General features: G+C 38.3%; 14 protein-coding genes and 1 tRNA gene. 1 reads left to right on the top strand and 14 read right to left on the bottom strand.

Translation table 11 applies throughout. The annotated features are described in order from the left end of the window. Window positions 1–61: 61 nt before the first annotated feature. The 11 genes from ACOZIR_RS01040 to ACOZIR_RS00990 form a co-directional block, all read right to left on the bottom strand. Window positions 62–135: transfer RNA gene (locus ACOZIR_RS01040), tRNA-Arg, on the bottom strand. 125 nt (window positions 136–260) lie between these two features. Then, window positions 261–773 (bottom strand): metallophosphoesterase, encoded by a 513-nt coding sequence (locus ACOZIR_RS01035; RefSeq protein WP_013059377.1) that lies wholly within the window; start codon window positions 771–773, stop codon window positions 261–263. Between the two features lie 15 nt (window positions 774–788). Beyond that, complete coding sequence (locus ACOZIR_RS01030; protein ID WP_045291114.1) at window positions 789–1382, bottom strand: XTP/dITP diphosphatase; 594 nt, start codon at window positions 1380–1382, stop codon at window positions 789–791. A gap of 9 nt (window positions 1383–1391) precedes the next feature. Beyond that, window positions 1392–2138, bottom strand: a complete 747-nt coding sequence (gene rph / locus ACOZIR_RS01025; RefSeq protein ID WP_310878313.1) for a ribonuclease PH — start codon at window positions 2136–2138, stop codon at window positions 1392–1394. 134 nt (window positions 2139–2272) lie between these two features. Beyond that, the gene (locus tag ACOZIR_RS01020; protein WP_045291116.1) at window positions 2273–3358 is read right to left on the bottom strand and encodes a GerMN domain-containing protein; all 1086 of its coding nucleotides are present in this window, start codon (window positions 3356–3358) and stop codon (window positions 2273–2275) included. 113 nt (window positions 3359–3471) lie between these two features. Beyond that, window positions 3472–4266, bottom strand: coding sequence for a glutamate racemase (racE, locus tag ACOZIR_RS01015; protein WP_045291117.1), 795 nt, complete (start codon window positions 4264–4266; stop codon window positions 3472–3474). A 10-nt stretch (window positions 4267–4276) separates the two neighbouring features. Then, a complete protein-coding gene (locus ACOZIR_RS01010; protein WP_013059382.1) occupies window positions 4277–4720 on the bottom strand; it encodes a MarR family winged helix-turn-helix transcriptional regulator in 444 nt (147 codons plus the stop codon). A 211-nt stretch (window positions 4721–4931) separates the two neighbouring features. Continuing rightward, window positions 4932–5546, bottom strand: coding sequence for a PH domain-containing protein (locus tag ACOZIR_RS01005; RefSeq protein ID WP_013085147.1), 615 nt, complete (start codon window positions 5544–5546; stop codon window positions 4932–4934). Window positions 5547–5659: 113 nt separating this feature from the next. Further along, window positions 5660–6658, bottom strand: a complete 999-nt coding sequence (locus ACOZIR_RS01000; protein WP_013085148.1) for an inorganic phosphate transporter — start codon at window positions 6656–6658, stop codon at window positions 5660–5662. Window positions 6659–6673: 15 nt separating this feature from the next. Further along, on the bottom strand, window positions 6674–7306 hold the full coding sequence (locus ACOZIR_RS00995; protein WP_029711160.1) for a DUF47 domain-containing protein: 633 nt from the start codon (window positions 7304–7306) through the stop codon (window positions 6674–6676). A gap of 442 nt (window positions 7307–7748) precedes the next feature. Then, window positions 7749–9767, bottom strand: coding sequence for a penicillin-binding transpeptidase domain-containing protein (locus tag ACOZIR_RS00990; RefSeq protein WP_310878314.1), 2019 nt, complete (start codon window positions 9765–9767; stop codon window positions 7749–7751). Window positions 9768–10005: 238 nt separating this feature from the next. Here ACOZIR_RS00990 and ACOZIR_RS00985 point away from each other — a divergent pair, with 238 nt between their 5' ends. Beyond that, a complete protein-coding gene (locus ACOZIR_RS00985) occupies window positions 10006–10212 on the top strand; it encodes a hypothetical protein (protein ID WP_013059387.1) in 207 nt (68 codons plus the stop codon). A 66-nt stretch (window positions 10213–10278) separates the two neighbouring features. On the opposite strand, the gene ssuD is transcribed toward ACOZIR_RS00985, so the two are convergent. From ssuD to ACOZIR_RS00970, 3 genes are all read right to left on the bottom strand, one after another. Next, complete coding sequence (gene ssuD, locus ACOZIR_RS00980; protein ID WP_045291119.1) at window positions 10279–11403, bottom strand: FMNH2-dependent alkanesulfonate monooxygenase; 1125 nt, start codon at window positions 11401–11403, stop codon at window positions 10279–10281. Continuing rightward, window positions 11400–11954 carry an NADPH-dependent FMN reductase gene (gene ssuE / locus ACOZIR_RS00975; RefSeq protein ID WP_415381528.1) on the bottom strand — a complete coding sequence of 185 codons (555 nt, stop codon included), beginning with the start codon at window positions 11952–11954 and terminating at the stop codon, window positions 11400–11402. The genes ssuD and ssuE overlap by 4 nt, the downstream gene beginning before the upstream one ends. A 69-nt stretch (window positions 11955–12023) precedes the next feature. Then, a complete protein-coding gene (locus tag ACOZIR_RS00970; RefSeq protein WP_415381526.1) occupies window positions 12024–12878 on the bottom strand; it encodes an ABC transporter permease in 855 nt (284 codons plus the stop codon). Window position 12879: the final 1 nt, after the last annotated feature.

Below are 12879 nucleotides of genomic sequence, written 5' to 3'. Positions count from 1 at the left end.
TAAAATAAATAAAAAAATCCCGGCTTTTACTAAAAAGTAAAAGCCGAGATTTTTTTCTCGACGTCCCAGGAGAGATTCGAACTCCCGACCGACGGCTTAGAAGGCCGTTGCTCTATCCTGCTGAGCTACTGGGACATAATGTTAAACTGTATCAAAGACAATACTTATTATATTCAAATATAATTTAAAAGTCAACGTTTTTTTGAAATTTTATGAGAAGAGAGGTAAAAAGCCTTCTCTTCTCCCTATATTTGGCTATATTATGCTGAAAGTGTACAGGTTAACTGCATGCTAGGAATATGTTTACCGCTTATATCGTAAAACTGCACGGTAGCTTCTGTACCATCCATTACTAGTATAGCATACGTACGTTCTTTTCTCATACGAGGAAGTAACATACTTCCTGGATTGATAAATAAAACTCCGTCCATGAGCTCAGCTCCCGCTATGTGAGAATGCCCAAAACAAACAACGTTTGCCCCGACTTCTCTCGCTTTGTAATGCAGATTCATCATAGACATTTTAACATTATATAAGTGACCGTGTGTAACCAGACACGTAGCTTCTCCAAGCGACTCTACTCGATCATTAACGTAAGATGCATCGTAGTCACAATTTCCTCGAACGCCTAAAAACGCAGACATTTCTTTGCTGTCTTGCGGCAACTCAGAGTCCCCACAATGGATCATCTTATCTACATCAGCATGTCTCTCTCTGATAGTGAGCAGTTCTTCTTGTAACCCGTGGCTATCGCTTACAATTAATAGTTTCACACGTCATCACTCCTTCTAAAATTGCGCATCAATTAGCGGTGCTAGTTTTTTTAACGCATTTGCTCGGTGACTAATCTGATTTTTTTGTTCTTTAGACAATTCTGCCATGGAGCATCTCCATTTTTCTACAAAGAAAATAGGATCGTACCCAAAACCGTTTTCCCCTCTTTTTTCCTCCAAGATGTGCCCTTCACACGTGCCTTCTACAATTTCTGTTCTTTTTCCGGGCACTGCAATAGCAAGAGCACAATGAAAGCGTGCCGTGCGCTTTTCAAACGGCACGTCATTTAATTTTTGAAGTACCTTCTCTATATTAGCATTATCATCTTTATTTTCACCAGCATAACGCGCGGAATAAACGCCTGGCTCCCCGTTCAAGGCATCAATAGCAAGCCCCGAGTCATCGGCAATGACAGGCTTATTTAATGCGAATGAAATGGCCTCTGCTTTTAGCGTCGCATTCTCTGCAAATGTAACGCCCGTTTCTTCCACGTCTTCCATCTCAGGAAAATCAAGAAGCGATTTCACTTGAAATCCCTTTGGTGAGAAAAGTGTTTCAAAATCTTTTACTTTGCCTGCATTTTTAGTTGCAATAATGATTTCACGCACGTTAATCCCTTACCTTTCTTTAACCGGAATGTAAGCAGTCAGGTGATCAAGAACTTCCTTTTGCTGTTCAATCAATTGATAAACACCCTTTTCCCCTAAATCCAGAAGATGGTTTAACTGTTCTCTCGAAAACGTCGATTCCTCTCCCGTTCCCTGTAATTCTACAAACTGTCCGCTTCCTGTCATCACAATATTCATGTCAACTTCCGCTGTCGAATCTTCTTCATAATTTAAATCTAAAATCGAATTTTCTCCATGAATACCTACTGAAGTCGCAGCTAAGTAGTCACGAATAGGAATTTCTGTTAGCTTGTTCTCTTCAACCAGCTTTCCAAACGCTAAAACCATAGCCACAAAAGCACCTGTAATCGATGCTGTTCTTGTTCCGCCATCTGCTTGAATAACATCACAATCAATCCAAATTGTCTTTTCTCCGACCTTTTCCAGGTCGACTACAGAACGCAGAGCTCGTCCGATTAGACGCTGAATTTCCATTGTTCGTCCTGTGACTTTACCTTTTGATGATTCACGTATATTTCTTTGTGCCGTAGCTCGAGGCAGCATAGAATACTCAGCTGTAATCCATCCTTTTCCTTGTCCACGCATAAAAGGAGGCACTCTGTCATCTATGCTTGCTGTACAAATAACCTTTGTGTCTCCCACCGAGATTAATACAGATCCTTCTGGGTGCTTTAAGTATGAAGTATGAAGAGATACAGGTCTCAATTCATTAAATTCCCTACCGTCCAAACGCATTAAGCATGTCCTCCTATTAATTCATTTATATGTAATAGCTTCTTCCATTTTAACTATAAAACAGCGGAAAGAGGTCGCTATTTCAGCAGACCTCTTTCTACTTAGTCCTTTACTAGTATAACAAAAATTTGTTTTTAAAAACTACCTGTGTTCACATTTTTAGGTCTTGAAACGGGCTCCGTTAACTTTTTCCCTTTTTCATCTTTTAGCATTTTTTTGCCATTCACCTTAATGGCAACGCTGTCTACGGCTTTTTGTTCCGTCAGGGATAACACCAAGGAGTCGAGAACATGCTGAGAAATTTCCGTTCCTTTTAAATTCCCAAAGATGTTTTTATTAAAATTCAGCGTTAACTCACCGTCCGCATACTTTGGAGCTGCTACGAGCTTTGCATCAGGATTAAAATCTGTCACTAAACCTGATGCAGGCGCAGGTCCTTCTACAAGTTCGTTCACAATTGCCGTGTACATATCTTTGTCATCAGAAGCAATTCGTTTTGTGACAGGAACATAGTAAGTTTGTTTCCCCTCTTGAGCTAAGTAATAAATCGTAACTGGTTTCGTTTGGGTTACGTCAACTACTCCAGTATTATCAAAGTTAATACCGTCTGCTCTGCTTAACCCTTTACTGATTGGCGTATGATTTACAGGCATTTCATCTTTATCATAGCCGTTAATGCGAATTTTAACTTTATTTACGCCTTCAAACTGCGTCAGCGTCCAAGTGACGGCCTGCAGGATACGGAGTTCATCTTCTTTTTTATACTCAGCAAATTCAGGTGAAAAATCTGCTACCATCGTGCCGTCACTTTCCAGCTTTGTCCCTAAAACTCTTGTATCAGCAGGAAGAACCGCTCGGAAATTATTTGGCAATAAATTTGTGACGGGTCCACCTTCTACTAAATATTCAAGAGACTGTTTAGCGACACCTTTTGATTTAGGAATTTCAAGCGTCTGGGGAACAACGTACCCGTTTTTATCAATTAAGTAGAGTTCTCTTTTGGTAGGCGCAGATGTTTCTGCCGCTTTACTTTGCTTTTTATTAGCTTCCGTTACTTTCGCTTCAGTCGCTAATGATTTTTCATCTTTCACATAGGTGACATCCTTGGGCGGATCAATTTCCTTTGCTGCGTTATCCCCTCCGAAAAGTCCACAGCCGGATAACAACACAGATGTGGTCACCACGGCGGATATGAGAACAAATTTGGTCTTTTTGGACATTCCTTTCCCTCCTCAGACTGTTTGTACTACTATGTATACGAGCTTATTTGCATTTTAGACCAGCTCAAACAAGTTTTTGACCACAAAAAAACCGAGCATGATATGCTCGGTTTTTAAAGCTTGATATGTTCAACATTATATACAGGGTGCTCAAACCATTTAGATGCAATGGATTGAAACAGCTCTGTTGATCCTGTTGTGTAGAAGTAATGTTCGGGCTCCATGTTTCTAGGAGCTAGTAAATTGCTATAAGAAAGAATGGCACTTACCTCTATTGCCGTTTCTTCACCAGAACTGATTAACTGCACCCGCGGCCCAATTGCTTCTTGAATAACTGACTTTAATAACGGATAATGCGTACATCCTAAAATAAGGGTATCCATATCTGTATGATAAAAAGGTTTTAATGTTTCTTTTACAATTCGCTGCGCTTCCGGTCCCTCATAATTACCGCTCTCTACAAGAGGTACAAACAAAGGGCAGGCTAAATTTTCCACTTCCACTCTCGTATGAAGAGCGCGGAGTGCATGTGTATAGGCTTGACTTTTCACGGTTCCGTTTGTGCCAATTACGCCTATTTTATGATTTTTAGTTACTTTAAGCGCAGCGCGTGATCCTGGTTCAATGACGCCTATAACCGGAATGTTGAGCTGTTCTTGAATTTCATCGAGTACAACTGCCGTAGCCGTATTGCACGCAATAACAAGCATTTTAATATCTTTAGCTAGTAAATAATTAGTCATCTCCCATGTGAAAGCTCGTACTTCTTCACTAGGACGAGGACCGTATGGGCAGCGGGCTGTATCTCCAATGTACATAATTTGTTCTTTCGGAAGCTGTCTCATAATTTCCTTTGCTACCGTTAATCCGCCCACACCTGAATCTATAACACCAATTGGTCTACTCAAAACAATCGCCTCATTTTTCTTTCATTTCATCATGCAATTTTCGTAACGTTACTCGTAAAACTTCTGTTTCACTAGGAGAGAAGTTTGCCAGTACGCCATTTAAATACGTTTGTCGCTTTTCAATTACTTCTTCGATAACACGTGCTCCTTCAGGAAGCAAATGAATACGCACTACGCGGCGGTCTTTTGGATCTTTTACCCGAACCACCAACTTATTTTTTTCCATACGATCTACTAAATCTGTCGTTGTACTACAAGCGAGAAAAATACGATTTGATAAATCGCCAATCGTCATATCTCCACGTTCAAACAGCCACTGCAAAGCAATAAACTGAGGTGGCGTAATCGTATAGTCTTCTAAAATTTCTCTTCCTTTTTGCTTCACAATCGCTGCAATATGTCGAAGTGACTTTTCTAATTCTGCCACTGTATCCTCATTATTTTTCGCTGTCATACCGTAATCCTTTCCACCTATAAGTCTTATTTTCTATTATTTCTTTCAGTTAAACCCGTCTCTATTGTTTCTCTTTTCTATTTTATATTGTGCTCTTTTTTCGGTGATTTTTCAAGGTTAACATGAGGATTGTACAACGTTCATCATAAGTCTACATACTCTCATTCAGCATCAAAAAACAGCTGCTCCATAAAAGGAGCAGCTGTTTCTATTAATTATTGATATACAGCTCGAAAACTGAGCTGAAATCTTTTGTTGTGTAGGCTGTTTTTTTATCTAATAACCAAGAAAACGCAGCTTCGTTAATTTCTTTAAATTCACTGGCAACACTTCCACTTGTGTTTCTTGTACTGCTTAGCGTAGAAGAAGCTAGCTGAATGCTTTGTTTAGCAAAATCGAGCGCAATTTCATTTTCACGCGTTATTTCAGACATTTTAAACAGCGCTTTATATAAATCTTTTACCTCTTCTATATGCTTTTTGTGTACATCGATAGAAAAAGTCTCCGAGCCAATTTTAAATTTAATTTCCACATCTAAATCGACAGTTCCAGCCGTTTCTAGCATCACGTTTGAAATGTGATTTGTGCTGTAGTTATAGCGGCGAAGCATTCGCTTTTTACTTGTAGCACTTGTTCCATCAAGGTGAATGAGCGCTTTATTGGTAAAGCAATATTCATCTGACTTTGATTTAATTAGAAAATAAATTTTTTCTTGTTCTTCATGCATAACGTAATCGTCTGCATCTACCTTGTCATAATCAACTGGCTTAATAACAGAACCAATATCACTTAGCCCCAATACATCAGCAGCTACTTTTCCAAACATTTCCCCATCTCCCTTTTAAAAACGATTGTGTTATTTTCATGCTTTAAGTGTACTGTGCAAATGAGGGGATGTAAATAAAAAAAGGAGCTTCTTTAAAAGAAGCTCCACATTTATTAAAAGAACAAATTTAAAATCATATAGATAAGTGCAGCTAATGAAGCTGAAATTGGCAACGTGATAACCCATGTAATCACCATGCGCTGTGCAGTTCCCCATTTTACACCTTTCACTCGGTGAGCAGAACCTACACCTAAGATAGAAGATGAAATAACATGAGTAGTACTGACAGGTAGATGAATAAACGTTGCTCCAAAGATAATGGCAGCACCTGTTAAGTCTGCAGCTACCCCATTCACAGGACGAATTTTCATAATTTTACCGCCGACGGTTTTAATGATTTTCCATCCACCAATTGACGTTCCAAGCCCCATTGCGACCGCACAAGCCAGCTGTACCCACCACTGAATATCAGTACCGCTTTGCATATTGTTAGCAATAAGCGCCAGCGTAATGATACCCATTGCTTTTTGCGCATCATTCGTACCGTGTGTGTAAGATTGTAGGGCTGCAGTCAGGATTTGAACGCGGCGAAAACGCTTATTCGTTTTCGTCAAGTTATGGTTTTTAAACGTTAGTTTGATAATCGTATAGACAATATAACCTACTACAAAGGCTAGAACTGGTGAAATTAGAAGGGCTTCAATGATTTTGATGAAACCTTTGTAATTTAAAGCACCAAATCCAGCAGCTGCAATAGCTGCTCCTGCAATCGATCCAATAATTGCATGAGAAGAACTACTCGGGATACCGAAATACCATGTAATTAGATTCCACGCGATAGCAGAAATTAATGCTGCTAAAATAACGACAGAACCATTTTGAAGCGTATAAGGATCAACGATATCCTTTGTAATTGTTTTGGCTACGCCCGTGAACGTCATAGCACCGACAAAGTTCATGGTTGCAGCTAAAAGAATTGCATGTCGCGGTTTTAAAGCTTTGGTTGAAACAGAAGTCGCAATGGCATTAGCTGTATCGTGAAATCCGTTGATAAAGTCAAAACCAAGTGCACCAACTACAATTAGAATGGTTAATATTAGCATCGAATCCATTATAATATAGCCCCGTTACGCATTCTTCATAATAACTGATTCTAAGTTGTTCGCAACCGTTTGACAATAATCCGCGATTTCTTCTAGCGTTTCATAAATTTCTTTATATTGAATAACTTTAATTGGATCTTTACATGTTGCAAATAATTGTTTTAGTGCACGACGATATAATGTGTCACAATGTGACTCATACTCTTTAATTTTAATTGCATGCTCACTAATTTGAAGAAGCTTTTTCTCAGACAACAAATTAATCGTAATTAAAATTTCTTCAGCACAGCCTTGAATATTTTTAACAAATTCAGCTACATATTCATCAAATGTCGTAATTGAATGAATTTCCATTAAAGCAGCAAAGCTGTCGATGCCATCAAGTACATCATCCATGCTCATCGCTAGCTGTAAAATATCTTCACGCTCAATTGGAGTAATAAATGCTTTGTTCAACTCAGTAATCACTGTATGCACGTATTTATCACCTTTTGATTCATACGCTTTTAAAACGTTGGCAAATTCCTTTAGGTCAGATACATTTTGAAGTTCAAAGCTGCCTAAAAACTCCGCTGAGTCCTTAATATTTTGGGCAATGTCCATTAACATTTCAGAAAACTTGTCTTTTTTTCTTTTGATCACGTTGCAATCCTCCATCCAATTTATCGAAACTTTACCACTCGTTTTTTCTCTCTATCTTTTTATATGTGTTCTAGTTTCTTTTTTCATTTAGAGTAATGGATAAAACTTAGCTGTTCATTACTATAACGAGAGAAACCACCTCTCTTGTGTATCAAAAAATTCTAAAAAAACAAACGTTTACCAGAGCAAAAGTCCCAAAAGATGGTTCTTTCACCTATAGGTTATGCGATTCATTTTTTTACGCCAAGTCAAAAATTACTCCTATTATTGTTAATTGTCAATAACTTTTCAAACACATTTTTTTAGGCTTCTTTACAATACATTAACAATAATACGTTGATTCCTTTTAAAATAAGGGTTTTCAGAGCTTGTATAAAACTGGGATTTACAAAAACTTAACATTAGTGCCCTTGTGTAAATAATAAAAGCCAGCTCTTTTAGAACTGGCTTTTATTATTTACTTATTATATTGCTGAAATACATTTTTTACTTTCGGCACGACGTAATGACTTCCGCCTTTATCTTCTACCCCTTCAACCATCATTGAAACGAGTAAGTTTTTCTGTTTTGTATCCACAGCTACAAACCATCCGTTTTCCTGCCCTTTTTCACCTTGAGTTTTCTTTAGCTCTGCCGTTCCAGTTTTTCCAGCCAGGGTTAACCCATCTATCTTCGCAGCATGCCCCGTACCGTTTTTATCTTCAATGACATCAACTAAATCATTTTGAATTAATTGCGCCGTTTCTTTAGATATTACTTGTTTTTTCCATATTTCACTCTCGTCACCGTTCATAAGGATAGGCTTTACTATGTTTCCATCGTTTACAATCGATGTATACATCAATGCCAAGTGGAGAGGATTCACTTGCAGTTTCCCCTGGCCATAGCCAGAGTTTGCTAATACTCCCTCATCTTTAATATCTTGATCACCTGCAATTTTAGACGTTTCAAAAGGATAATTAACAGGCATTTTTTGATTGAACCCAAACTGTTTTAAACCACTGTTAAATTTGTCTAAACCTAGCTTCAAAGCAGTCTGCGCAAAATAAATATTATCAGATGTAACATAAGCATCACGTAAATTAACATTCGGTTTGCTGCCCACTCGTGTTACGTAGAAATTTCCCCAGCTTTTATCTTTCTGCCATTTCTTCCCGCTGATTGATATACTTTCGTTTGGATTTACTACACCTTCATCAACTGCTAAAGCTCCCGTGACTAACTTAAATGTAGATCCCGGAGAATACGTTTTGGTAAAGCGATTCATTAACGGCTTATTCGGATTCGTTGAAAGGGATTGATACGTATTAGCATCGATTCCAAAAGAAAAAGAATTCGGATCAAAAGCTGGCGTGCTTACAAGACCTAATATTTCTCCCGTTTTAGGTTGAAGAGCAGTAGCTACTCCTTTTTCATCTTTTAACTGTTCATAAAGGGATTTTTGAACATTCGTGTCTACCGTAACTTGAATGCTTTCTCCGTCCTTTGGATTCACTTTTGCAATTTCATTCTTTTTATTACCGTCTTTATCCACAGTATAAATCGTGACGCCGTCTCGAGCACGAAGCTTATCTTCATATAAAGACTCTAAGCCGATCATTCCAGCTTTAGACTGAGCATTATAGCCTTCATCTTTATGCTCTTTTAGATATTCCGCTGTGACAGGCGCAACGTATCCAACTAAATGAGCACACGCTTCTTCACAAGGATATACGCGCGCATTTACCTTTTTTTGTTGAATGCCTTCTACTTTTTTCAAAGAATTCTCTAAATTAGAGGCATCTTTTTGACTAACTGTTTTAATAGGAACAAATTGATTCTCTTTCACCCAAGAGGCGCTCAGTGCTTGATTAATACTTTTTTCTGAAAGAGCAAGAGTCTTGCTTAATTGTTGTATCGCTTGCTGGCCGCCTTTAGAAAACTGCTGGGGAACAACTCCAACTTGAACCGCTTCTCCGTTTTGAGCTAAATATTTCCCTGAACGATCCATAATTTCTCCACGTACAGCTGACTGAGTAGCTACTCTTACTTGCTCTCCTTGCTTAAGTCCTTTAAAAATCATATTAGGCTTCCAATTAATATACCAATTCTCTGTATCCCCTTGTTTTTCTTGAACCACAGCAGCATTTTCTTTAAATGAGATTTCACCGGCTACAGAGTTCATGTTTACTTCAAAAGGTAAAACAGCTTTATGGTCTTTTATTTCTAAGTCTTCTATTTCACTTGCCTTCACTTTCAGCTTGTCCGCTTCAATTGCATCATAGATATTTTTATATCGATTTACAAAGTCTTTTTCTGAAATCGTCTTTTTAGCATCCTTAGACAAGTATCCATACATGCCTTCAAAATCTTCTTTATTCCACATGGCTACATATTTATCAAATCGATCCTGTACTTTCTGTTGATCATTTGAGCAACCGGCAGTTATTAGTAAGAGAATTGCCATAGTAAAAAATAGCCACCCAATTCGTCTCATGATGATTTTCCCCCTTTTTTCAATACCATTCCTATCATATAAAATTTTACATAAACTTTCCATCAGAAAGTTATATACAAGAATTAATTGGTATTACAACCCACTAAATTTACATATCGACAAAAAAATCAATAGGTAAATAAGAAAAAAATTGAACATTTTGTGAATATTTTGTGTCTTTTTTGGAAAGTATTTGATATAATAATTGTAAGAAGAAAAAGAATAGGAGGCGACTAAAATGAGAAGATTCTTACAGTTTTACTTTATGTTTAGTTCTCTGTTCTGTTTTGGAAGCGTTTTCGTCCTACTTATGTCTCAAGAATATTATTTTGCACCGTTATTCCTCACACTGGGCTGTTTAAATATTTTTCTCTTTAAAGTATATATTCAAGAAAGTCGAAAAGATAAACAAGCTGCACCTGAAAAACCAAAACCAACAATTTAACAGACTCGTCTCTCGGCTGAGATGAATGTAAAAGAAGAACCGGTGAAAAATTCACCGGTTCTTCTTTTACGAGGTTGAAGCTTTTGGAAACCTATCATTTGCAATAATCTCTCCGATGCTTTGACTCTTTCCTTCACCCTCATCAATATTTAAAAGCGGGAACAATAACTCCCCTACGTGATAAGCTTCTTCTAAATGCGGATAGCCTGATAAAATAACAGATTCAATTCCTAAAGCTTCATATTCTTTTATTCGTTTCGCTATATTTTCAGCACTGCCTACTAGTGCAGTTCCTGCACCTCCCCGGACGAGCCCTACACCTGCCCATAAGTTAGGGCTAATCGTAAGTTCCTCTCGGGTTCCTCTATGAAGGCTCGCCATTCGCTGCTGCCCAACTGAGTCGTACCTTGCAAAAGTACGCTGTGCAGCTTGAATCGTGTCGTCGTCCAAATGCTGAATTAATCGATCGGCTGCTTCCCAAGCTTCTTCTTCGGTTTCCCGTACAATAATATGCAAACGAATCCCAAACTTAACGGTTCTGCCTTCTGCTTCTGCTTGCTTTCTCACAGCCGTTATTTTTTCTCTTACTTGTTCAGGAGGCTCCCCCCATGTTAAATACACGTCAGAATGTTTTGCTGCCACTTTTTGTCCTGCGGGTGAAGATCCGCCAAAATAAATAGGTGGAGAAGGTTTTTGAACAGGTGGATATAACAGCTCACTGTTCTCTACATGAATATGTTTTCCTTCATAATTAACCGTATCTCCAGCCAATAACCCTTTCCACACATCTAAAAATTCATCCGCAGCTTCATAACGTTCATCATGTGATAAGAAAAGGCCGTCTCCGGCTAATTCAGCTGGATCTCCTCCCGCTACTACGTTGACTAATAAACGACCGTTTGAAATTCGATCAAGAGTTGACGTCATGCGTGCTGCCACAGAAGGAGCCATAATGCCGGGACGTACAGCTACTAAAAATTTCAAACGCTCTGTTTCAGGTATAAGTGAAGCAGCCAATAGCCACGGGTCTTCGCATGATTTCCCTGTTGGAATCAGAACTCCTTCAAATCCTAACCGGTCAGCTGCTTGAGCAACTTGACGAAAATATGAATAGTCTGCTGAACGACCTCCTCGATTTGTCCCTAAATATCTTCCATCTCCATGGGAAGGAATAAACCATAACATTTTCATGATTCAACACTCCTTTTCGTTTGTTCTAGATGATATTCCAGCTCTTTTAATGAACGTTTAATTCTAGCTTCTGCTTCTTCCGCAATAAACTCAATTTCATTTTCTTTCGTATAGGCCACCTCAGAATCAACAATATAAACTCCATGAATAAGAGCAGTAGCTCCTAAAATGGATAAAGTCGGCTTAAATACATAATCAAGAGCCAGTAGATGAGCAATGGTTCCCCCTGTAGCTATCGGCAGCACGGTTTTATTGTGCAAACCTTTTTCAGGTATTAAATCTAAAAATGTTTTTAAAATTCCTGTGTAGCTAGCTTTATAGATTGGGCTGACAATAATAACGGCATCAGCATCTGCCAATTTCTTTTGAGCTTCTTGAATCGCAGGGCTAGAAAAGTTAGCATATACTAAGTCTTCAGCGGGCAAGTCACGAACATGCACGGTTTTCACTTCATATTTTTTATCTTGTAGATGTGCTGCAATATACTCGCTTAAAGCAGCTGACCTTGATTGCTTTGAAGGACTTCCTGTAATAATTGTAACCTGGCTCATTATCATCTCTCCTTTTAACTTATAAAACTGATAGATTTACAAGGATTAATACGTATATAAATCCTTCTTTTATTTTTCACCTGCGTAGCTGTCTCTCCATTTAAGAAGACGCTTTTCTAATACTCGGACAAATGAATCGGTTAATTTGCCTACAACAGCAAAAATGATAATTCCGACAAAAACTACGTCCGTTTGAGAAAACTGTCTAGCATCCATAATCATGTATCCTACACCTTCACTTGCTCCCATTAATTCAGCAACTACCAGTCCGAGCCATGCAATACCTAAAGACAATCGGACACCAAGTAAAATATTAGGAAGAGCAGCTGGTAAAATAAGTTTTGTGATTTGTTTCCATTTACTAAATTGAAGAACACGAGCAACATCAAATAATTTCGAATCAACGCCGCGAATGCCTAAATACGTATTAACATAGATTGGGAAAAATGCACCGTTTGCAATTAGCAATATCTTTGAAATTTCACCAAAGCCAAACCATAAGATAAATAAAGGCGCCAATGCAAGGTGAGGAACAGTTCTAAGCATTTGAATAGATGGATCCATATAGTGCTCCGTTTTTTTTGAGAAACCGACAATTACACCAAATAGTAACCCTAGTCCAGCTCCAACGGCAAAACCTATGGCAGCACGCAAAATACTGATTTGAAGGTTAGCTCCGAGTTCTCCAGATACGGTGAGCTGTTTGAAAGAAAGTATGATATCAACAGGTGTAGGAAGAACAGTTTTGGATACATAGCCCGCAGAACCAATGATTTGCCACACGACAATAAGCAGAAGTGGCACGACAAGAGAACGAAGAAAAATTCCCTGCTTATTTTTCGCTTCTTCCTTTCTTTTTTTCACTTTTTGCAAGTGAGCTGCTGAAGACTGGACATGTCCTGAAACCACAGATGTTTTACTCATT

The organism is Priestia sp. D3YE.R1, from assembly GCF_049199565.1.
Classification (GTDB): Bacteria; Bacillota; Bacilli; order Bacillales; family Bacillaceae_H; genus Priestia; species Priestia aryabhattai.
This window is presented reverse-complemented; position numbering and strand designations above follow the sequence as displayed.